This window comes from Brevundimonas vesicularis NBRC 12165, from assembly GCF_001592205.1.
Lineage (GTDB): Bacteria > Pseudomonadota > Alphaproteobacteria > Caulobacterales > Caulobacteraceae > Brevundimonas > Brevundimonas vesicularis.
The window spans coordinates 37,415-59,123 of the sequence record NZ_BCWM01000013.1; the positions used below are offsets into that span (position 1 = coordinate 37,415).

Annotated in this window: 19 protein-coding genes; 11 read left to right on the top strand and 8 right to left on the bottom strand. The window is 66.3% G+C overall.

Annotation, left to right across the window (positions count from 1 at the left end; translation table 11 throughout):
• Window positions 1-16 precede the first annotated feature (16 nt).
• The 9 genes from BVE01S_RS11485 to BVE01S_RS11525 are packed head-to-tail and all read left to right on the top strand — an operon-like array spanning window position 17 to window position 9,664.
• Window positions 17-1,234 carry a M50 family metallopeptidase gene (locus tag BVE01S_RS11485; RefSeq protein ID WP_066627641.1) on the top strand — a complete coding sequence of 406 codons (1,218 nt, stop codon included), beginning with the start codon at window positions 17-19 and terminating at the stop codon, window positions 1,232-1,234.
• A 29-nt stretch (window positions 1,235-1,263) separates the two neighbouring features.
• A complete protein-coding gene (gene bamA, locus BVE01S_RS11490; RefSeq protein ID WP_084375389.1) occupies window positions 1,264-3,729 on the top strand; it encodes an outer membrane protein assembly factor BamA in 2,466 nt (821 codons plus the stop codon).
• A 32-nt stretch (window positions 3,730-3,761) separates the two neighbouring features.
• The gene (locus BVE01S_RS11495; RefSeq protein ID WP_055753512.1) at window positions 3,762-4,367 is read left to right on the top strand and encodes an OmpH/Skp family outer membrane protein; all 606 of its coding nucleotides are present in this window, start codon (window positions 3,762-3,764) and stop codon (window positions 4,365-4,367) included.
• Window positions 4,368-4,374: 7 nt separating this feature from the next.
• The gene (lpxD, locus tag BVE01S_RS11500) at window positions 4,375-5,388 is read left to right on the top strand and encodes a UDP-3-O-(3-hydroxymyristoyl)glucosamine N-acyltransferase (protein WP_066627644.1); all 1,014 of its coding nucleotides are present in this window, start codon (window positions 4,375-4,377) and stop codon (window positions 5,386-5,388) included.
• Entirely contained in the window at window positions 5,385-5,879 is a 495-nt protein-coding gene (gene fabZ / locus BVE01S_RS11505; RefSeq protein WP_045811203.1) for a 3-hydroxyacyl-ACP dehydratase FabZ, read from the top strand. The genes lpxD and fabZ overlap by 4 nt, the downstream gene beginning before the upstream one ends.
• Window positions 5,879-6,667, top strand: coding sequence for an acyl-ACP--UDP-N-acetylglucosamine O-acyltransferase (lpxA, locus tag BVE01S_RS11510; protein ID WP_066627647.1), 789 nt, complete (start codon window positions 5,879-5,881; stop codon window positions 6,665-6,667). The genes fabZ and lpxA overlap by 1 nt, the downstream gene beginning before the upstream one ends.
• Window positions 6,664-7,503, top strand: a complete 840-nt coding sequence (lpxI, locus tag BVE01S_RS11515; protein ID WP_066627651.1) for a UDP-2,3-diacylglucosamine diphosphatase — start codon at window positions 6,664-6,666, stop codon at window positions 7,501-7,503. The genes lpxA and lpxI overlap by 4 nt, the downstream gene beginning before the upstream one ends.
• Window positions 7,500-8,669 carry a lipid-A-disaccharide synthase gene (lpxB, locus tag BVE01S_RS11520; RefSeq protein WP_066627654.1) on the top strand — a complete coding sequence of 390 codons (1,170 nt, stop codon included), beginning with the start codon at window positions 7,500-7,502 and terminating at the stop codon, window positions 8,667-8,669. The genes lpxI and lpxB overlap by 4 nt, the downstream gene beginning before the upstream one ends.
• A 2-nt stretch (window positions 8,670-8,671) precedes the next feature.
• Window positions 8,672-9,664 (top strand): FUSC family protein, encoded by a 993-nt coding sequence (locus tag BVE01S_RS11525; RefSeq protein WP_066627656.1) that lies wholly within the window; start codon window positions 8,672-8,674, stop codon window positions 9,662-9,664.
• A 56-nt stretch (window positions 9,665-9,720) separates the two neighbouring features.
• Here the strand turns inward: BVE01S_RS11525 and gltA are convergent, their stop codons facing one another.
• Together gltA and gltX are read right to left on the bottom strand one after the other, a co-directional pair.
• On the bottom strand, window positions 9,721-11,022 hold the full coding sequence (gltA, locus tag BVE01S_RS11530) for a citrate synthase (protein WP_045811199.1): 1,302 nt from the start codon (window positions 11,020-11,022) through the stop codon (window positions 9,721-9,723).
• A gap of 66 nt (window positions 11,023-11,088) precedes the next feature.
• On the bottom strand, window positions 11,089-12,504 hold the full coding sequence (gltX, locus tag BVE01S_RS11535) for a glutamate--tRNA ligase (RefSeq protein WP_066627791.1): 1,416 nt from the start codon (window positions 12,502-12,504) through the stop codon (window positions 11,089-11,091).
• A 67-nt stretch (window positions 12,505-12,571) separates the two neighbouring features.
• On the opposite strand from gltX, the gene BVE01S_RS11540 reads away from it, so the two are divergent.
• Window positions 12,572-14,689 (top strand): ComEC/Rec2 family competence protein, encoded by a 2,118-nt coding sequence (locus BVE01S_RS11540; RefSeq protein WP_088582130.1) that lies wholly within the window; start codon window positions 12,572-12,574, stop codon window positions 14,687-14,689.
• Here the strand turns inward: BVE01S_RS11540 and lexA are convergent.
• The 4 genes from lexA to BVE01S_RS11560 form a co-directional block, all read right to left on the bottom strand.
• Window positions 14,670-15,368 carry a transcriptional repressor LexA gene (lexA, locus tag BVE01S_RS11545; protein ID WP_066627658.1) on the bottom strand — a complete coding sequence of 233 codons (699 nt, stop codon included), beginning with the start codon at window positions 15,366-15,368 and terminating at the stop codon, window positions 14,670-14,672. The two genes, BVE01S_RS11540 and lexA, sit on opposite strands and share 20 nt — an antisense overlap.
• 118 nt (window positions 15,369-15,486) lie before the next feature.
• Entirely contained in the window at window positions 15,487-16,281 is a 795-nt protein-coding gene (gene trpC / locus BVE01S_RS11550) for an indole-3-glycerol phosphate synthase TrpC (RefSeq protein WP_066627660.1), read from the bottom strand.
• Window positions 16,278-17,315, bottom strand: a complete 1,038-nt coding sequence (gene trpD / locus BVE01S_RS11555; RefSeq protein WP_066627663.1) for an anthranilate phosphoribosyltransferase — start codon at window positions 17,313-17,315, stop codon at window positions 16,278-16,280. The genes trpC and trpD overlap by 4 nt, the downstream gene beginning before the upstream one ends.
• 2 nt (window positions 17,316-17,317) lie before the next feature.
• Window positions 17,318-17,908, bottom strand: a complete 591-nt coding sequence (locus BVE01S_RS11560; protein ID WP_066627667.1) for an anthranilate synthase component II — start codon at window positions 17,906-17,908, stop codon at window positions 17,318-17,320.
• Window positions 17,909-17,996: 88 nt separating this feature from the next.
• Between BVE01S_RS11560 and BVE01S_RS11565 the strand changes: the two genes are divergently transcribed.
• Window positions 17,997-18,200, top strand: coding sequence for a peptidoglycan-binding protein (locus BVE01S_RS11565; RefSeq protein ID WP_066627670.1), 204 nt, complete (start codon window positions 17,997-17,999; stop codon window positions 18,198-18,200).
• Here the strand turns inward: BVE01S_RS11565 and trpE are convergent.
• Complete coding sequence (gene trpE, locus BVE01S_RS11570) at window positions 18,197-19,714, bottom strand: anthranilate synthase component I (RefSeq protein ID WP_066627673.1); 1,518 nt, start codon at window positions 19,712-19,714, stop codon at window positions 18,197-18,199. The two genes, BVE01S_RS11565 and trpE, sit on opposite strands and share 4 nt — an antisense overlap.
• A complete protein-coding gene (locus tag BVE01S_RS11575; protein WP_066627680.1) occupies window positions 19,711-21,618 on the bottom strand; it encodes a peptidylprolyl isomerase in 1,908 nt (635 codons plus the stop codon). Before BVE01S_RS11575 ends, trpE begins: the two co-directional genes overlap by 4 nt.
• Between the last annotated feature and the right edge of the window lie 91 nt (window positions 21,619-21,709).

Consider the following 21,709-nt stretch of genomic DNA (forward strand, 5'->3'; position numbering starts at 1 on the left):
GGGAGACGATTTTCGAATGCTGGGCGTCCTGGGTCAGGTCCTGATCTCCATCGCCTCGTTCCTGCTGGTGCTGACCTTCATCGTCACCATCCACGAACTGGGTCACTTCCTTGTCGCGCGCGCCTTTGGCGTGAAGGTGGATCGGTTCGCGGTCGGCTTCGGCAAGGCCGTGGCCAGCCGCACAGATCGTCACGGCATCGAATGGCGTCTCGGCTGGCTGCCGCTGGGCGGCTATGTGAAGTTCTCGGGCGATCTGGATGCGTCCAGCGTGCCTGATCGGGCCGGACTGGACGAACTGCGCCGCCGCGTGGTCGCCGAGCGCGGGCCCGGCGCCGAACGTGACTATTTCCACTTCAAGCCGGTGTGGCAGCGCGCCCTGATCGTCGCGGCCGGACCCATCGCGAACTTCATTCTGGCCATCACCATCTTCGCCGTCGTCTTTATGGCGGTCGGCGTGTCCTTGCGCCCGGCGCGTGTCGCTCAGGTCCAGGCGGGATCGCCAGCCGCCGCCGCCGGTTTCCGGGTCGGCGACCTGATCACCGAGGTGAACGGCAAGGCCGTCAAGGACGGAAGCGCGGTCACCCGCACCGTGATGCTCTCGACCGGCGATCCTGTGCGTTTCACGGTCGAGCGCGCCGGGCGTCCCGTCGAACTGGTCGCGACGCCGGAACGCCGCGAGGAAAACGACCCCATCGCCGGACGCGTCAAGGTCGGCCGCATCGGCCTGGGGCTGGGCTCGTCGGCCGGCGATGTCCGCCACGTGCGCTATGGCCCCGTCGAGGCTGTCGCCGAGGGAGCGCGCCAAACGGCCGACGTCATCGGCTCGACCCTGACCTACCTCGGACGCCTGGCGACGGGCCGCGAGTCTGGCGATCAGTTCAGCGGTCCGCTGGGTATGGCCAAGGCGACGGGCTCTCTGACCACGGCTGCGGTTGAGGCCAATCCAGCGCCGGGCGCCATGGCGATCAACCTGATCCTGACGCTGACAACCTTGGCCGCCATACTTTCGATCGGAATCGGCTTTCTAAATCTGCTTCCCATTCCGGTCCTCGACGGCGGGCATCTGCTTTTCTACGGCTATGAGGCTGTGGCGAAACAGCCTGTGTCGGCGCGGTTCCAGGAGATGGGCTATCGTGCAGGCCTTGCGCTTTTGGCGGGATTTATGTTGTTCGCAACGTGGAACGACCTACAGAAGCTCAATATCTTCCAATTCCTCGGCGGGCTCGTCTCGTGAGCCGACGCCAGCCCCCGACGGTTTCCCGAATGAATGACATGACCTCTCGCGCCGCCGTTCGACTGAGCGCCCGCTCCAGCCTGCTGGCTCTGGCGGTCGCCGCCGGTCTGGGCGCACCCGCGCTGGCGCAGACCGCGCCCGTGACGACGCCTGCTGCGCCGGCTCAAACGCCCGCCCAGACCCCCGCTCCGACGGCCGCGCCTCAGGCGGCGGCGAGCGCCGCCGAGCCGCGCGTCGAGATCGCTGCGCCGCAGACGATCACGATCAACCGCATCATCGTTCAGGGCGCGCAGCGGATCGACCAGACGACGGTCCTGTCCTATCTGCCGATCCGTCCCGGTGATGCTGTCGACGCCTCGGTGCTGGACGTCGCGGTGCGCACCCTGTCGCGCACTGGTTTGTTCGCTGATGTGCAACTGGGCATCCAGAATGGCGATCTGATCGTCCAGATCGTCGAGAACCCGATCATCAACCAGGTGGTGTTTGAGGGAAACAAGGCGCTGTCTAAGGACAAGCTGACCAAGGAAGTGACCCTGGCGCCGCGCGGCATCTATACCCGCGCCAAGGTTCAGGAAGACGTCGGCGCCATCGTCGAACTGTATCGCCTGCAAGGCCGCATCTCTGCGACTGTGACGCCCAAGCTGGTCCAGCTGGAACAGAACCGCGTCGATGTGATCTTCGAGATCAATGAAGGACCACAGACCGGGATCAGCGCCATCAACGTGCTCGGCAACGAGGCGTTTTCCGATCGTGACGTGCGCGGCGTGATGGTCACCGAGAAGTCGACCTGGTGGAAGTTCTTCTCCAACAACGACAACTACGATCCCAACCGCCTGGAATACGATCAAGAGCAGTTGCGGAAGTTCTACACGAATCGCGGCTATTACGACTTCCGCGTGGTGTCCTCGGTTGCCGAACTGCAGCCCGACGATCAGGCGTTCCAGCTGACCCTGACGCTGAACGAAGGCGACAAGTACAACTTCGGTGAGATCAAGGTCGTCACCCAGAACGACCGTCTCAACGCCGACTTCCTGAAGGCCCTGGTGCCGATCAGGGAAGGCCAGCTGTATGAAAGCGACAAGATCGAGCAGGCGGTCGACGCTCTGACGTTCGCAGCCGGTTCGGCCGGTTACGCCTTCGTCGAGATCAATCCGACCTACAAGGCCAATCCCGAGACGGACACGGTTGATGTGACCTTCAACGTGTCCGAGGGCCAGCGCGTCTATATCGATCGCATCAATGTGGTCGGCAACACGCGCACGATCGACCCGGTCATTCGCCGCGAATTGCTGCTGACCGAGGGTGATGCCTTCAACCGCGCCTTGATGGAGCGCTCGCGCAACAACCTGCGCGCCCTGGGCTTCTTCAAGGACGTCACGGTCGAGGAGACGCGCGGCAGCGCGCCGGACCGTTCGGTCATCAACGTCAACGTTCAGGAACAGCCGACTGGCGAACTGTCCGTCGGCGCGGGCTTCAGCTCCGTCGACTCCTTCACGGTCAACCTGGGCATCTCGGAGCGGAACTTCCGCGGGCGCGGTCAGAACGTGGTCGCCCGTCTGGAGTGGGGCTCGCTGCGCCAGCAGGTCGACTTCCGCTTCACGGAGCCGAAGTTCCTCGGTCGCGATTTGCGGGCCGGCTTCGACCTGTTCCACTCGCGCTACGACCTGAGCCAGTATTCGTCATACGACTATCGTTCGACCGGCGCGGGCCTGCGTCTGTCCTATCCTCTGAACGGCAATATGCTGCTCAGCACGCGCTATTTCCTGAAGTCTGACGAAATCATCGTGCCGACGGGCTTTTGCTCGGGCGTGGGGCAGGGATCCTCGGCGCTGTGCGATCAGATCGGCAGCTTCATCAACTCGTCGGCGGGCTACACGCTGCAGGTCAACTACACCAACGATCCGATCCGTCCGACACGCGGCTGGGCCGGGTCGCTGCGTCAGGACCTCGCGGGTCTGGGCGGCGACGTGAACTATGTGAAGACCGAGGCCGATGCGAGCTGGTACTACGGCATCACCCCAGCCTGGGTCGTCAGTGTTCAGGGCTCGACTGGCTACGTCAGCGGCTGGAACGGTGACCCGATCCGCATCAACGACCGCTTCTTCAAGGGCGGCAACAGCTTCCGCGGCTTCGAGACAGCCGGTATGGGGCCGCGCGATCTGAATACGACCGACGCCCTCGGCGGCAACTTCTACGCCATCGGCACGGTGGAGCTGACCCTGCCGAACTATCTGCCCGAGCAATACGGCATCAAGACCTCGCTGTTCGCCGATGTGGGTACGCTGGGCGTGCTGGACGACCGCTACAAGCTGACATCCACCGGAACGGTGAATACCAATATCGCCGATGAGCTGTCGCTGCGTGCATCGGCCGGCATCAGCATCCACTGGAAGTCGCCGATGGGTCCGATCCGCTTCGACATCTCCAAGGTTCTGTCCAAGGAAGAATACGACAAGACGGAATCCTTCCGCTTCTCGACCTCCACTCAGTTCTAATCGCGGCTTTTTCGACCGCACGAGGAAACACCATGAAAGCTCTGATCATCGCGGCGACCGCCGCTGCTTCGCTCATCGCCACCGCCGCCTCGGCGCAACAGGCCGGCGCGCCCGCCAACCCCGGCCCGGTCATCCCCGGCGTCTGCGTCTATTACAACGCGCGTCTGCTAGCCCAGTCGTCGGCCGGTCAGGCCGTCGAAGCCCGCATGCAACAGTTGGCTCAGGAAGTTCAGGGCGAATTGCAGCCTTACGCCACGTCCATCCAGTCGGACGCGCAGCAACTGCAAGCCTCGGGTTCGAGCCTGCCGGCCGACCAACTGCAACAGCGCCGTCAGGCCCTGCAGCAGCGCGCCCAAGAAGCCCAACAGCTGGAAGCCACCCGTGAAAACGAGCTGCGCTACACCCTGGGCATGCAGCGTCAGGCCATCACCGAGGCCGTCTCGCCGATCCTGACCGCCCTGTATCAGGAAAAGGGCTGCGGCCTGCTGCTGGACCGCGAGAGCGTCTTCATGATGAACCCGGCCATGGATGTCACTGACCTGGCGATCCAGCGCCTGAACACGGCCCTGCCGACCCTGAGCTTCAACCGTATGGCCGTGCCGGCTCAGACACAGGCTCAACCGGCCGCCGCCAACTAAGTCGTCAATGCCCGATCTCCGCTTTTTCGAAACCCTGCCGCCCCTCAGCGTCGCCGAACTGGCGGCGCAGATCGGCGGCGAGCTCGAGCGGGGCGGGGATCGCATGATCGCCTCCGTCGCGCCCTTGTCCTCTGCGGACGGGGGCGCGATCGCGTTCTTGGGCGACCGCAAGTTCGCCGCCGCGCTGGCGACGACACAGGCCGGTTGCGTCATCGTGCCGGCTGAGGCCAAGGACGCCGCGCCTTCGTCCGCCGCTGTCATCATCTCGCGCACGCCTCAAGCCGCCTGGGCCAAGGCGTCGTTGGCGCTGCATCGGCCCATACTTCTGGACAAAGCGATCACCCGCGACGAGGCGGGCGAGGACGACAGCGTCGTGGTCGAACCCGGCGCGATCCTGGGGCAGGGCGTCCGCATCGGTCGAGGGTCCCGCATCGGCGCCAACAGCGTCATCGCGCCCGGCGTGCAAATCGGCCGGGATTGCGTGATCGGCGCCAACGTCAGCGTGGCCTTCGCGCTGATCGGCGACCGGGTGAAGCTGTATGCCGGCGCCCGGATCGGCGAAGCGGGCTTTGGCGCCACGGGGACAGCGGCGGGCGTCATGGATATTCCCCAACTGGGCCGCGTGATCCTTCAGGACGGCGTGACGGTGGGCGCCAACTCCTGCATCGACCGCGGCGCCTATGACGACACGGTCATCGGCGAAAACACCAAGATCGATAATTTGGTCATGGTCGGCCACAACTGCGTCATCGGTCGCAATTGCCTGCTGGTCGCCAATACCGGCATCTCGGGCTCGGTGACCGTGGGCGACAACGTCATCTTCGGCGGCAAGGCGGGGATCGGGGACCACATCACGATCGGCGAGGGTGCGCGCGTCGCGGCCGGGGCCGGTGTGCTGGCCGATGTTCCCGCCGGCGAGACCTGGTCGGGTTATCCGGCGCGTCCGATCCGACAGTTCTTGCGCGAGACGGTCTGGCTCGCCAAACAGGCCTCATCGAAGAAGGCTCCGAAGGAATCATAGGGATGAGCGACACGACTGCCGTCGAAGGCAAGATCGATTACGCCGAGGTGATGCGGCGGCTGCCGCACCGTTATCCCTTCCTGCTGGTGGACAAGGCCGAAGACTTCGTGCCCGCGACGTCGATCGTCGGCATCAAGAACGTCACCCACAACGAGCCCTTCTTCCCCGGTCACTTCCCGATCGATCCCGTCATGCCCGGCGTGCTGATCGTCGAGGCCATGGCCCAGACCGGCGCCCTGCTGATGTCCAAGACGCTGGATGTGGCCGTGGCCGACAAGGTCATCATGTTCATGTCGATTGACGGGGTTCGCTTCAGAAAGCCCGCGCGGCCCGGCGACCAACTGCGCATGGAGGTCAAGGTGATCCGCGCGCGGGGCGACGCCTACAAGTTCCGGGGCGAGACCTTCATCGACGGCAAGCTGGCGGCCGAAGCCGAGTTCATGGCGATGGTCGTGACTGTGCCTGCTCCGGCGCCTGGGCCGGCGGCCTGATGACCGTTCATCCCACGGCTCTGATCGACGCGACGGCGACCCTGGGCGAGGGGGTCGAGGTCGGCCCTTGGTGCGCGGTCGGGCCGAATGTTGTGCTGGGCGACAATGTGCGTCTGGTCAGCCATGTCGTGGTCCAGCAGGACACGACGGTCGGGGCCGGGACGGTCATCCATCCCTTCGCCGTCATTGGCGGCGACCCGCAGCACAATGGTTACAAGGGTGAGACGGTTCGGCTGGAGATCGGCGAGAACAACCTGATCCGCGAGCACTGCACCTTCAATCGAGGCACGCCGCAGGGGACGGGCGTGACGGTCGTGGGTTCGAACAATCTGTTCATGACCGGCGCCCATATCGGTCACGACTGCGTCGTCGGCGACAATGTGGTCATGGCCAACAACGCGACTCTCGGCGGTCATGCTCAGGTCGGTGACAAGGTGTTCCTGGGCGGCCTGTGCGCGGTGCACCAGAATGGTCGCGTCGGGCAAGGCGCGATCATTGGGGGCTTGGCGGCGGTGACGCGCGACGTCATCCCTTATGGCTCGGCCTGGGGCAATCATGCGCGGCTGCGCGGGCTGAACTTGATCGGGTTGAAGCGCAAGGGATACGGCAAGGATCAGGTGCGGCGTCTGCTCGCGGCCTATCGCGATCTGTTCGAGGGTGAGGGCGAGTTCGCCGGTCGGATCGATGGCGTGGCGGAACGCTATGCCGACCTGCCCGAGATCGCGGAGATCATCGCCTTCATCCGTGACGGCGGGCGGCGTCCGCTGTGCCTGCCGAACGCGGAATGAGCGCGGCTGGAAAGCTGGGTCTGATCGCAGGCGGCGGCGATCTGCCGGCGGCCGTAGCGGCGCGTTGCGACGCGCTGGGACGGCCGGTTTTCGTGATCCGTCTGGCGGGGTTTGCTGACGAGCATCTGGCGCGCTGGCCCGGCGCCGAGTTCGGCATGGCGCAGATCGGCGCGATCCTGAAGGCGTTGAAGGCCGAGCGCTGCACGACCGTGTGTCTGGCGGGCATCGTCAATCGGCCGGATTTCAAGACGCTCAAGCCTGATTTCAAAGGGGCGACCCTGTTGCCGGGCATCGTCGCCGCCGCCTCCAAAGGCGATGACGCCCTGCTGCGCAAGATCCTGTCGGTGTTCGAGGCCGAAGGCTTCGCCGTCGAGGGCGCCGACGACATTCTGGGCGGCGACACGCTTGGCGCAGGCGCGCTGGGCGCCGTCTCGCCGACCGAGGAGCAGCTAGACGATCTGAAGAAGGCGCTGCATGTCGCAGAAAAGTCAGGCGAACTGGACATCGGTCAGGGCGCCGTGGTCTGTGACGGCCTTGTCCTTGCGGTTGAGGCGCAGGAAGGCACGGACGCGATGCTGACCCGCGTCGCTGGCCTGTCCGCCGATTTACGTGGAGCGGTTGATAGCCCTAGGGGCGCGCTCGGCAAGGCGCCCAAGCCCATTCAGGATCTGCGCGTCGATATGCCCGTGATCGGGCCACGCACCGTCGAAATGGCGGCGGCGGCGGGTTTGGCGGGCATCGGCGGGGTGGCCGGACGTTTAATCCTGATTGATCGCGCAGCCGTCGTCGAGACGGCGAACCGTCTGGGACTGTTCGTCTGGGGCGACGACCGGTGAGCCGCCCGCTGAAGATCATGCTCGTGGCGGCGGAGGCTTCTGGCGATGCGCTGGGCGCCGGTCTGGCCAAGGCGTTGAAGGCGCGGTTAGGAGACGATGTGGCCTTTGTCGGCGTCGGCGGGCCAAAGATGGCGGCCGAAGGCGTGGTCAGCCCGTTCGACATCGCCGAACTCTCGATCCTGGGCTGGATCGAGGGTTTGCGCGCCTATGGCAAGGTCAAGCGGCGCGTCGAGCAGACGGCGGCGCTGGCCGAGCGGGAAAAGCCCGACGCCGTGGTGCTGATCGACAGTTGGGGCTTCACCATCCGTGTGGCCAAGGCGATCCGGGCCGCGCGCCCGGACCTGCCGCTGATCAAATATGTCGGGCCTCAGGTCTGGGCCTCGCGGCCGGGCCGGGCCAAGACCTTGGCGGGCGCAGTCGATCATCTTCTTGCCCTCTATGGCTTTGATGCGCCCTGGTTCGAGCGCGAGGGCCTGCCGACGACCGTCGTCGGTTCGTCGGCGCTTCATGTGAATGTCGATGCTGCGGACGGCGCAGCGTTCCGCGCGCGTCGTGGGATCGCCGCCGATGCGCAGCTTCTCTTGGTGCTGCCCGGCAGCCGGCCCAGCGAGATCACCCGAATGGGCCCCGTCTATGAGGCCACGGTCAGAAAACTGAAGACCACGAACCCCGGCCTGGAAGTCGCCGTGGTCGCCGCGGGAACCGTCGCTCACGATGTTGCAGGCCGCGTCGCCGCCTGGCCCTTCCGCGTTCACCTGGTCGACGAAGCCGAAAAGTATGACGCCATGCGCGCCGCGACCGTCGCCCTGGCCACCAGCGGCACCGTGTCGACCGAACTGGCGCTGGCGGGCGCGCCGATGGTCATCGCCTACAAGATCGACGGGCTCAGCTATCAGCTGATGAAGCGGTTCGTGACCGCCAAACATATCACCCTGTTCAATGTCGCGGCTGACGACCGGATCGCGCCTGAATTCATCCAGCAGGAGGCGACCCCGGCCATTCTGACGGCGGCGGTCGGGCGGCTGCTGGCCGACCCAGCGCTGGCGGCCGAACAGGCGCGTCGCCAGATGGCGGCATTGGACTTGATGGGGCGCGGAGGACCGGACCCGTCGGAGTTGGCTGCCGACGCCGTGCTCAAGGTCATCGCCGAGAAGTCGGGGAGCTGACGATGGCGCGGGCGCTCAGTCCGCGACGTGCGGCCGAGGTCCGCGCCGCGCTGCAGATGGCGGTGGGCGCGATGGCCGCGCTCTACCTCGCGACCTGGCTGAACCTGCCGCACCCTTACTGGAGCGTGATTTCCGCCATCGTCGTCATCCAGGCGAGCGTCGGCGGCGGCGTCCTCACCGTTGCGCGTGACCGGGCCATCGGCACGGCGACCGGAGCGCTGGCCGGGGCGGTCTTCGCCTTCCTTCGCCCGCCGGGCTTGGAAAGCATGGCCCTGAGCATCGCCGTCTCGGCGGGGCTGATGGCCTTCTTTGCAACCGGGCGGCCATGGCTGAAGGTCGCGCCCGTGACGGCGACCATCGTCATCGCCGGCGGGACCGGCGCAGAGGGGCCGGCGTCCCTCGCGCTGGATCGGGTGATGGAAATCCTGGTCGGCAGCGGCGTGGGGGTTCTGGCGATACTGGCCCTGTTTCCGCGCCATTCCAGGCAGTCCTTCAAGCTTCAGGCGCGCGAGGCGGCGGGCGAAGCGGCGGTGCTGCTGGCCTTGGTCTCAAAGGCCGCCCCGGAGGATGCGTCCGAGATTTCGCGCCGTCATGCCGATCTGAAGCGGCGGCTGGATGCATTGGGTCAGTCCGCCAAGAACGTCATCGATCTGCCCGGCCCGCAACGCGAAACGGCGGATCGGGCTGCGCTCGTGCGCGCCTTCTGGCGCGTGCGCAGCGACATCGTCATCCTGGGGCGCGGTTTCCAGGCCGAGGGTGCAGGCGCACGGCTGGATCCCTGGTCGCAGGACGCGGAGCGGGCGGTGGAGCAACTCAAGGCGCTGTCTCAAGGCAGGGCCGCCCAACCCATGGGCGCGATCGACCAAAGCCTGGCCCTGTCCATGGCCGTCGAGGGCGACGACGTAGCTTTGGGGGCTGCTGCGATCGGCGTGGCGCATATGCACCGCGATCTGGATGACCTGGCTGCCCGTTTCGCGGATCTGAAGCTGGTCTGACGACAAAGAAAAACGCCGGGGATGTCTCCCCGGCGTTTTGCATTTCAGCTTTCGTCTCAGCCGCGCTGTTCGATCGGCACGTAATCGCGCTGGGTCGGGCCCGTGTAGAGCTGACGCGGGCGACCGATCTTCTGGGACGGATCGGCCATCATTTCCTGCCACTGCGAGATCCAGCCCACGGTACGGGCCAGGGCGAACAGGACGGTGAACATAGTGGTCGGGAAGCCCATCGCCGACAGGGTGATGCCCGAATAGAAGTCGACGTTCGGGAACAGCTTGCGCGAGGTGAAGTATTCGTCCGACAGGGCGACCTTCTCCAACTCCTTGGCGACCAGGAACAGCGGATCGTTTTCGCGGCCCGTGGCGGCCAGCACTTCATAGGCCGACTGCTGCATGACCTTCGCGCGCGGGTCGTAGTTCTTGTACACGCGGTGGCCAAAGCCCATCAGCTTGTACTTGCGGTCCTTCACGCCCTGGATGAACTCCGGGATCTTGTCCGGGGTGCCGATTTCCTTGAGCATCGTCAGCGCCTCTTCGTTGGCGCCGCCGTGCGACGGGCCCCACAGGCAGGCGATGCCGGCGGCGATACAGGCGAACGGATTGGCGCCCGACGAACCGGCCAGACGCACGGTTGAGGTCGAGGCGTTCTGTTCGTGGTCGGCGTGCAGGGTGAAGATGCGGTCCATGGCGCGAACCAGGGCCGGATCGACATGATAGTCCTCGGCCGGAACGGCGAAGCACATGCGCAGGAAGTTTTCGGCGTAGGACAGGTCGTTGCGCGGCGACACGAACGGCTGGCCGATGTGGTATTTATAGGCGCGGGCCGCGATCGTGGGCATCTTGGCGATCAGGCGGATGGCCGAGATGTCACGCTGGATCGGATCGTGGATGTCCAGGCTGTCGTGATAGAAGGCCGACAGGGCGCCGACAGTGCCGACCATGATCGCCATCGGGTGGGCGTCGCGGCGGAAGCCTTCGAAGAAGCGATCGAACTGGCTGTGCAGCATCGTGTGGGTGGTGATGCTGTTCTCGAACTTCTCGTACTGAGCGGCGGTCGGCAGTTCGCCGTGCAGCAGCAGATGGCAGACCTCGACGAAGTTCGACTTCGACGCCAGCTGGTCGATCGGATAGCCGCGGTGCAGCAGCACGCCAGCGTCGCCGTCGATATAGGTCAGGGCCGATTCACAGGCCGCCGTCGAGGTGAAGCCGGGATCGAAGGTGAAGGCGCCCGTTCCCGCATAGAGTTTGCGGATGTCGATGACGTCCGGGCCGGTGGAGCCCGAAAGGACCGGCAACTCGATCGTCTTGTCCTCGAAGGACAGGGTCGCCGAGCCGGCGGGTTTGGCTTGTTCAGTCATGAATGCCCCTTTGCATCACACGTCCAGGCGCGGGGAGGCGTCGGCCGCTTTTTGGTTTGTGGGTGATCACTTAGTCTGTTGCAGCGCATCATCCAAGCGCCCGAGACTTTCGTCGCGCCCAAGAGCCGACAAAGTTCGTGCAATATCAGGTGATGTTGACCCTGCGGTAAGCGCCGCGCGTATCGGCGGGCCGATTTTCCCAAACCCAACGCCCTCGGATTCCGCAAAGGCCTTGAGCTCGGCTTCCAGCGCGAAGACATCCCAAGATTGGAACAGGGACAGCCGCTCGCGCAGGCGGCCGAGGCGATCCAGCGTCTCCCCGGACAGCAGCGCCTTCGCCTTATCGTCCAGGGTCAGCGGGCGCGATTTCAGGACGAAGGCGGTTTGGTCGGCCAGATCGAGGATCGTCTTGGCGCGATCCTTGACGAAAGGCATGGCGCGCTGAAGCCGGGCTTCATCCGCCTCTGCCAAGGCGTGGCCCTTCTGCAGGTGCGCATCCAGCGTCAGCTTGGCGAGCCGCTCGTCGTCGGCCAGACGCAGCCAGTGCGAGTTGACGTGCGCCAGCTTGTCGAAATCCAGGCGGGCCGGCGCCTTGCCGATGCCGGCGAGATCGAACCATTCGATGGCCTGGGCGTCGCTGAACAGTTCGTCGTCACCGTGCGCCCAGCCAAGGCGAGCCAGATAGTTGCGCATGGCCTCGGGCAAGTAGCCCATCTCGGCGTATTCATGCACCGCCTGGGCGCCGTGGCGCTTCGACAGCTTGGCGCCGTCCGGTCCGTGGATCAGGGGGATGTGGGCGAAGGTCGGCCGCGTCCAGCCCAGCGCATCGTAGATCAGGCTCTGTCGCGCGGCGTTATTCAGATGGTCGTCGCCGCGAATGACGTGGGTCACCCCCATGTCGTGGTCGTCCACGACGACGGCGAGATTATAGGTCGGCGCGCCGTCCGAACGCAGCAGAACCAGATCGTCCAGGTCGTCGGTCGACCAGTTCACGTCGCCCTGGACCTCATCGGCCACCGTGACCGTCGTCGCCTTTGGGCGCCGGAAGCGCACGACGTGCGGCAGGGCCAGATCGTCCACAGTCGGCTGACGGTCGCGCCAGGGCGATTCGAAAGTGCGCTTTTCCGCCTTGGCCTCGTCACGCAGGCGACCGGTCTCCTCGGCCGAGGTGAAGTCGCGGTAGGCGTGGCCGGTTTCGAGCAGTTGATCGACCAACTCGCGGTGGCGGTCGGCCCGGCTGAACTGAAACACCGGCTCGTCGTCGGCGAACAGCTCCAGCCAGCTCAGGCCGTCGAAAATGGCCTTCACCGCCTCATCCGTCGAGCGTTCACGGTCGGTGTCCTCGACACGGATCAGGAAACGTCCAGCGTGTCTCTTGGCGTACAGCCAGTTGAACAAAGCGGTTCTCGCTCCGCCGATATGCAGATAGCCTGTCGGCGAGGGGGCGAAGCGGGTGACGACAGTCGAGGAAGGTGAGGTCATTGGGGAAGGGTCCGTAAGCGAGGCCCTTATACGCCCCGATGCGGCAAAACCCACCCCTGCTGCGCGATTGCGCGCTTGGCTGCACGCCGAAGTCGCCGCTCAGACCCTGAGATGGCGGCTATGGGCGCCGGTCGCATTCGGCGCGGGTGGGGGGGTCTATTTCGCCCTGCGAGCCGAGCCGGTCTTGTGGCCCTTGGTGCTGGGGGCCGCCTTGACCTTTGGGCTGTGGGTCGTGGCGCGTAGGCGCGGCTGGTCGCGGCGTCTGACCTGGCTGCTGTTGATGGTGGCCTGCGTTTCAGGCGGGCTGGCGGCGGCCAAGGTGCGCACCGAAGCCGTCGCCGCGCCGATCGCGCCCGTGCTCAGCGAACCGACCGTGATCGAAGCCTGGGTCGTCGATGTCGACAGCCCGGGGCAGCGAGGCGCGCGGGTCGTGATCGCGCCGGTCTGGATCCGGGGACTGACGCCCGAGCAGACGCCGGTGCGCTTGCGAGCGACGGTGCGGGGCGAACCGCCCAAACCAGGCGAGGCGATCCGTCTCTTCGGTATCCTCAATCCGCCGCCGGCCCCGGCCAGCCCCGGCGCCTATGATTTCGGCCGCAACGCCTTCTTCCAGGGTTTGGGCGGCGTGGCGTTCGCACTGGGCGAAACACGCGCGGCCGATCTGGCGCCCCCGCCGTGGCGATTGAGGCTGACGATGGCCGTGAACGGCGCGCGCTATGCCTTGGCGGAGCGAATCGTGGCGCGCCTGGGCGAAAGGACGGGCGGAATCGCTGCCGCCATGACGACCAGCCATGAAACCTGGATCAGTCAGGATGACATGGATGTGATGCGCGATTCGGGCTTGGCGCATATCCTGTCGGTGTCCGGACTGCACATGGCCATCGTCGGCGGTTTCGTCTTCTTCGCGGTGCGTCTGGGCGTGGCGGCCTGGGCCTGGTTGGCCCTGCGGGTTCACGGCAAGAAGGTCGCGGCCTTGGCGGGCCTCACGGCGGTCGGGGTCTATCTGGTGGTTTCGGGCGCGCCGCCGCCGGCCGAGCGGGCGGCGATCACCGCCTCCATCGCCTTTCTCGCCATCCTGCTGGATCGACAGGCGGTGACGATGCATGGCCTGGCTGTGGCGGCCTTCATCGTTCTGGCCATACAGCCTGAAGCCATCGTCACGCCGGGTTTCCAAATGTCGTTCGCGGCGACGGCGGCCTTGGTCGCCCTGGTCGAGGCCTGGCCGAAGCGCTCGCGCGAAATATCCGCGCCCTGGCCGATCCTGGCCGTGCAGCGGCTGGGCGGTTGGTTGACGGCGGCTGTGGCGGCCAGCGTCGTCGCCGGATTGGCGACGGGCCCGTTCGCCATGCAGCATTTCAACCGCACCGCCATGTACGGACTGCTGGCCAATCTCGGCACGTCGCCCGTGGCCGACTTTATCCTGATGCCCGCGCTGGCCTTGGGCGCAGCGCTTGAGCCCTTGGGGCTGGGGGGACCGTTCCTGGCGGTTGCGGGATGGGGCGTGGATCTGATGCTGGCCATCGGCGCCTGGACGGCGGGATTGCCCGGCGCGGTCAGAACGGTCGCCAGCGCACCAAATTATGTCCTGCCGGTAGCGTTCCTGGGCGTGTTGTTCGTCTGTTTGTGGCAAGGCCGCCTGCGATGGTTGGGACTGCCGTTCGCAGCCGCCGTCCTGATCTGGCCACGTGCGCCGACGCCGGACCTCTGGATCGGCGACGGCGGAACCAACGCCGCCTTCCAACGTGATCAGGCAGCCGTCGTCGTGCGGCCCGGCGTGCGCGAGTTTGCCGTGGATCTCTGGTCGCGACGACGGGGGCTGACCATGGCGGATCGATCAGGGACGGGTTGGGTCTGCGACCGCTTTTCCTGTCGGCCGGACACTGATGAGGCTGGTCCCGTGGCGATCTGGTGGGGGCGAAAGTCGCCGAGCTCAGATCAGATGGAGACTTTATGCCGCGCAGCGCCCGTTGTCAGCGTACGCGCCGTCGTCTCGTCAATCCCAAGCGCCTGTCAGGATCGTCTTGTCCTGGACGGCGTGGACTTTGCGCGGGGCGGAGCCGTGGAGTTGTGGCAGGCCAGCTCTGACGAGCCGAATCGATGGCGCGCGGTGTGGACGGCCGACGTTCGCGGCGACCGCCCCTGGACGCGTCAGTCTGATCCGGACGTCAGTGATACCGGCGCATGAGGCCGACCAGCTTGCCCTGAACCGCGACCTGATCCGAGCCGTAGATCTTGGTTTCATAGTTGCGGTTGGCAGGTTCCAGCGCGATCGAGGCGCCCTTCTTGCGAAGGCGCTTCAGCGTCGCCTGCTCGCCCTCGACCAGAGCCACAACGATCTCACCAGAGGCGGCGTTATCGGTCGATTTGATCACCACCATGTCGCCGTTCAGGATGCCGGCCTCGATCATGGAGTCGCCTTCGATCTCCAGCAGATAGTGCTCGCCCGAGCCCAGCATGGATTCCGGAACCGGGTAGCGGGCGGTTTCATGCTCGATCGCATCGATCGGCGTGCCGGCGGCGATCTTGCCCATCAGCGGCAACTCGCGGGTGTCGTTGGCCGCGAGCGGCGCCGAAGCGCGAACACCGCCGCCGCCCTCGATGACGTCGGGCTTGAACCCGGCGCGACCGCGCGGCGCACCGGCCGTCGCCTGTTCGGGCAGCTTCGTGACTTCCAACGCGCGGGCGCGGTGAGCGAGACGGCGGATGAAGCCGCGTTCCTCCAGCGCCGTGATCAGCCGGTGAATGCCGGACTTGGAGGCCAGATCGAGCGCCTCCTTCATCTCGTCGAACGAAGGGGAGACGCCGGTCTCCTGGATGCGTTCGTGGATGAACATCAGCAGTTCGTGCTGTTTGCGCGTGAGCATCGCCAGGCCCTCATGCGCCCGCCGACGAATCGGAACGGGCCGTGAACATTTGTCGATGTTCTGTAAGTGTTCCTTGCTAATGTCAACTTAACGGCGAGGCTTGCAGCCGCGTCTCGGCTCAGACCGCTAGCAACTGACGGGTCGCCGCCTCGACATCGGCCTGCCGCATCAGGCTCTCGCCGACCAGGATCGCCTGGGCATGCGCGGCCGAAACGCGCGCCACGTCGTCGGGCGTGAAAATGCCGCTCTCCGCAACCAGCAGAGCGCGAACGGGGCTGAGCATCGACAGCCGCTCCGTGGTTTCCAGATCGACCTCGAACGTGCGAAGAGAGCGATTATTGACCCCCACAAGATCGCCGCCGAGGGCGCAGGCGCGCGCCATTTCTTCCTCTTCGTGCGTCTCGATCAGCGCGTCCATGCCAAAGCGTTCGGCTTCCGACAGCAGTTCAGCCGCCAAGGTGTCGTCGATCATGGCGAGGATGATCAGGATGCAGTCGGCGCCCAGGGCGCGGCTTTCGGCGACCTGCCAAGGATCGACCAGGAAATCCTTGCGCAGGCAGGGCAGGGCGACGGCCTCGCGGGCCTGGCCCAGATAGGCGTCGTCGCCCTGGAAGCTGGGGCCATCGGTCAGCACCGACAGACAGGCCGCACCGCCGGCCTCATAGGCGCGGGCCAGGGCCGGCGGATCGAAATCGGGCCGGATCAGGCCCTTGGACGGGCTGGCCTTCTTGATCTCGGCGATCAGGGCGGGACGACCGGTTTCCTCTCCGACCCGCTCCAGGGCGGCGCGAAAGCCGCGCGGGGCCGATGCGGCGCGGGCCAGGGCTTCGATCGCGTCCTGTGAGGTCGCCGTCTTGCGGGCGGCGACGTCCTCGCGCTTGTAGGTGGCGATACGGTCCAGAACGTCGGTCATGCGGGCTCTTCGCTTTCCTGCGGCGTGGAGGTGATGCGGGCCAAGCGATCCAGCGCCTCGGCGGCTCGACCGTCGTCGATTGCGGCAGCGGCGAGCGCGGCGCCGTCGGCCAGATCGGCCGCGCGGTCTGACACAACAAGGGCGGCGGCGGCGTTCAGCAGCACGATGTCGCGATAGGGTCCGGCCGCGCCGGCCAGAAGCGCGCGCAGGGCGACGGCGTTCTCCTCGGCGTCGCCGCCACGGATGTCTGCGATAGAGGCGCGCGGCAAGCCGGCGTCCTCGGGCGTGACCTGAAAGCGGCGAACCGCGCCGCCCCTCCACTCGGCGACGTCTGTGGGGCCGGAAGTCGCCAGTTCGTCCAGGCCTTGGCCGTGAACGGTCCAGGCGCGTGTGGCGCCGAGCCGGCCCAGCACTTCCGCCAAGGGCTCAAGCAGGCGCGGATCATAGACGCCCATCACCTGTCGCTTTGCAGACGCTGGATTGGAAAGCGGTCCCAACAGGTTGAAGACGGTGCGAAAACCGATCTCGGCCCGCACCGGTCCGACGTGACGCATCGCCCCATGATAGGCGGGCGCGAACAGGAAGCAGATCCCGGCCTCGTCCAGCGCCTTTTTCTGCTGCGCCTGCGACGCCATCAGGTTCACGCCCAGGATCGACAAGACGTCGGAAGATCCTGATTTCGATGACATCGCTCGATTGCCATGCTTGGCGACCTTCAGACCGGCGCCAGCCAGAACCAAGGCGGCGGCGGTCGAGATATTGTAGGTGTGCTGACCGTCGCCCCCGGTGCCGCAGGTGTCGATCACCTCATAGGGATGATCCAGCGTCAGGGCGGCTTCACGCATGGCGCCCGCGAAGGCGGCGATCTCGTCCACGGTCTCGCCACGCATCCGCATGGCGGTGATGGCGGCGGCGACCTGCGACGGGGTCGGCTCGCCCCGCAGGCAGGCGGCGAAGAAGTCGTGCGCCTGCTGGGACGTCAGGGGATGGCCCTCGACCAGCCGGGCGAGGATCGGCTTGAACCCGTCGCCCATGGTCAGGCGGCCGCGAGGCGCTTTACGCCGGCGATCTCGAGGAAGTTGGCGAGCATGTCGTGACCGTGCTCGGTGGCGATGGATTCCGGGTGGAACTGCACGCCGTGGATCGGGCGCGTGCGATGCTGCAAACCCATGATCTCGCCGTCAGCGGTCCAGGCGGTGACCTCCAGGTCGTCGGGCAGGGTTTCGCGCTTGACCGCCAGCGAGTGATAGCGTGTGGCGGTGAAGGGCGACGGCAGGCTGGCGAAGACGCTCTGGCCCTCATGCAGGATCGGCGAGGTCTTGCCGTGCATCAGGGTTTTGGCGCGGATGACGTCGCCGCCGAAGGCCTGACCGATGGCCTGATGACCCAGACAAACGCCCAGGATCGGCATGGACTCTGGCGCTGTCGTGATCAACGGCAGGCAGATGCCCGCCTGATCCGGCGCGCAAGGGCCGGGCGACAGCAGAACGGCGGCGGGGTCCAGCGCCCACGCCTCGTCCACCGTCAGGTCGTCGTTGCGCACCACATGCGTCGGCGCGCCCAACTCCGCGAGGTAGTGGACGAGATTGTAGGTGAAGCTGTCGTAGTTATCGACGACGAGGATCATGGCTTGGCTTCTAGGCGTGACGCGCGTCCGCGCCAAGCGGGCGCGGCCTTAAAGCGCATTTTAACTCGACGGGACTAGGACTGAGCGGGTGAAACTCGCCGCTGAACAAGACATCGCCGCCAAGATCGCCGCCGCCAAGGCGAAGCTCGTCGTGGTCGAAACCAAGCCCAACCCCGTCGCCGCGCTTGGCGCAGCCGCGCTCGCAGCGACTGCGGCGGTTTTGATGGCGGGCGTCGTCATCATCGGGCCGGGCGTGCAGTTCAACGACCCGGTAATGACGATTTCGCGCTAGCGATTGCCGGTGCGAAAGCGCCAGGCGTCTTCCGCCGCCCGCATCGGCGCCCGCGCCTTGTGCTGGGTCTCGGCATATTCGGCCGCAGGATCGCTGTCGGCGACGACGCCGGCCCCGGCCTGAACGAAGATCCGATCGTCGGCGAAAAGGGCGGTGCGCAGGGTGATGCAGATGTCCGCCTCGCCGCCAGCCGAAATATAGCCGACGCCGCCGCCATAACCGACGCCGCGCTTTTCGCTTTCCAGTTCGTCGATGATCTCCATCGCGCGCACCTTGGGCGCGCCCGACAGGGTCCCGGCGGGCAGGGCGGCCAGCAGCGTGTCCACCGCATCCAGCCTGGGGTCAGCCTTGCCGCGCACGTTGGAAACGATGTGCATGACTTGGCTGTAGCGCTCGACGACGAAGCTCTCGGTGACTTCAACCGTGCCGGGCGCCGCGACGCGGCCCACATCGTTGCGGCCGAGGTCCAGCAGCATCAGGTGCTCGGCCAGCTCCTTGGGATCAGCTAGCAGCTCGACTTCCAGCGCCTTGTCCGCTTCTGGCGTCGCGCCGCGCATGCGGGTGCCGGCCAGCGGCCGGATCGTGACCTCGCCGTCCTTCAGCCGAACCAGGATCTCGGGGCTGGAGCCGGCGAGCTGGAAGCCTTCGAAGTTCAGATAGAACAGATAGGGCGACGGGTTCTGGCGACGCAGCGAGCGATAGAAGGCGAACGGATCGTCAGTCCAAGGCGCGGAGAATCGGTGGCTGAGCACGACCTGGAAGATGTCGCCGGCGCCGATATAGTCCTTGGCTTTGGCGACCATCTCGCCGAAGGCTGGCTCGTCCACCGGCGAAGTGAAGACGGGAGCCCGCGTTTGCTGCGGAGCGGCGCGAACGGGCAGGGGTTCGCGCAAGGCCGTCTCGAACGCATCCAGCCGCGCCGTCGCGGCGTCGAACGCCTCTTGCGGGGAGATGCCGGCGTCGGGATAGGCGGCCGATACCAGAACGATCTCATGGCGCACCGAATCGAAGATGGCCACCAGCGACGGCCGTGTCAGCACGGCGTCGGGCAGATCGAGCGGATCGGGGTTTGGCGCGCCCAGCGGCTCAAGCAGTCGCACCATGTCATAGCCGAAGACGCCGAACAGGCCGGCGGCCATCGGCGGCAATCCCTCCGGCAGATCGAACTTCGACGCCGCGATCAGCGCGCGCAGGGATTGCAGCGCCGGCAGGGGTTCGGCCGTAAAGCGACCCTCGATTATGGCTGAGCCGCGCGACATTTCGGCCGAGTTGGATCGACAACGCCAGACCACATCAGGATCCAGCGTGAGGATGGAGTAGCGACCCTTGACCGCGCCGCCCTCGACCGATTCCAGCAGACAGGCGTACGGCCGATCACGCCCCAGCTTCAGATAGGCCGAGACCGGGGTTTCCAGGTCGTCGATGACCCGTCGAACCAGGACCTGCGGCCGACCCGCCGAAAGGCCGGTGGCGAAGGCGTCGAACGTGATGTCGCGCGAAGCGTCGTCGGTCATTGCGCCGGTGCGGCGGGCGTTGCGCCACCCGACAGACCCAGGGCCGACAGCGCCTCGGCCGGGTCGTTCTTGGCCTTGGAGCGCTGAGCGCCCGCCGAGACCGACGATTCGACCATCGCCTGCACCAACTCCTGGGTCAGGCGCGGGCGGACCTGCTCGGCCAGCGGACCGGCTACGGCCGGATTGGCGGCGCGAACGTTGTCGACGCGGCCGACCACATAGGCGGTCTGCGACGCGGGCTGCGAGAAGGCCTGGCCCTTGGATTGGCCGAACAGCCCTTGAAGCACACCCTGACCCAGGGCTTCCTGGGTTTGCTGATTGCGGATGACGCCGGTGCGCACGGTCAGCGGCGCATTGACCGAGCGGGCGACCGCGGCGATGTCCTCGCCATTGCGCACGCGGGTCGTCAGTTCTTCAGCCTTGGCCGACAGGCGACGCATTGTCTCCCGCTGGATCCATTGGGCCGCCAGCGGCTCGCGAATCTCGGCCAAGGTCGGCAGGGCCGACGGGCGGATGTCGTTGACACGCACGGCGAAATACTGACCCTGACCGGCGTCGATGACGTCACTTTCGCCGCCCTTGGTCAGGCTCCAGGCCGTCTCGAAGATTTGCGGCGGAGCGTTAAGCGCCTGACCGTTCGGCAGTTTGCCGTCCTTGGTGAAGGGCGGCAGATCGACGACGCGACCGCCGGCCTCACGCGCCGCGTCAGCCAGGTTCTTACCGGCCGTGCGGGCGGCTTCGTACTTCTCGACCTTGGCGTAGGTCTGGGTCTTCACGTCCTCGGCGCGCAGTTCCTGGATCAGTTCCTCGCGAGCGCTGTCCAGCGTGGCGGGCGCAGCGGGTTGAACCGCGGTGACCTTGGCGACGGCGAAGCCGACGCCGGCCTGGACCGGATTGGACACTTGGTTGGCTTGCAGGCCGAAGACGGCGGCTGCGGTCGCGGCGTCGCCGATGGCCGAGCGAGGGGTCTCGTTGAAGGCGGCCGGGGTGATGTTGTTGGTGCGACCGACGTCGGCGGGCGATTGGCCCGCGCGCAGGGCGGCGGCGATCTTCTGGGCCGTCTCGCGGTTCGGCGCGGTCAGGGTGACGAACGAGCGCGTTTCGGGCTTGCTCAGCGTGTCCTTCTTGAACTCGAAGCGCTCGCGGATGCGGTCTTCCGAGATCGGCGCATTGGCCGAAGCCTCAGGCGTAAACAGAACCACCGACACCATGCGGAACTCGGGCGCGCGCAGGCGGTCGGCGTTCTCCTGGATGAAGGCGTTCAACTGGGCGTCAGTCGGGGCGGGGATCTGACCGGCCATCGCCGGGGTCACCTCGAACCAGCGCCCGTCGCGGCTTTCGAAGGCGGAACCGGCCAGCAGCGCGCCATAGATGCGCGGCACGCGGGCGCCGGCGAAGACGGCGGCGCCGAAATGCTCCGTGGCGTATTGGTCGCGCAGGTCCTGCTCCAGCATGGCGGGGGTCAGGTTCTGCTGCGCCAGAGCCGCCTCATAAGCCTGCTGGTCGAACTGTCCGGTGACCGAGTTGAAGAAGGCCGGGATCTGGCGGATCTGCTTGACGATCAGTTCCTTGCCCGGGCGTATGCCCGCCTTGTAGGCCCAGTTCAGGAAGCCCAGCTGCTGCGTCTGCTCGGTCAGGAAGCGAACGTGAATGTTTTCCGCGACCAGCTCCTGGTTCGTCAGGGGACGGCCGACCTGCTGCTGCAGCCGTTCACGTACCTGATCGAAGGCGGTGCGGAACTCGACTTCGTTCATCGAGCGGTCGCCCGCGTCGATGACGTGTTTTGGTCCCAGGTTGGAGAAGACATCCATCCGCGCGCCGACGATCACGAAGCTGATCGCGATCAGGACAAGCAGGGCGGCCGCCCATTTGGATCGAGAGAAGGCGCGGAAGGCGGTTAGCATTCGAAAACCCGGGACTGGCCGATATTGGCGTCAATCGTCGCGTATAGTCGGGCCGGGGCCGCCGCTGCAAGGATGGCTTCGTGTCCGGATT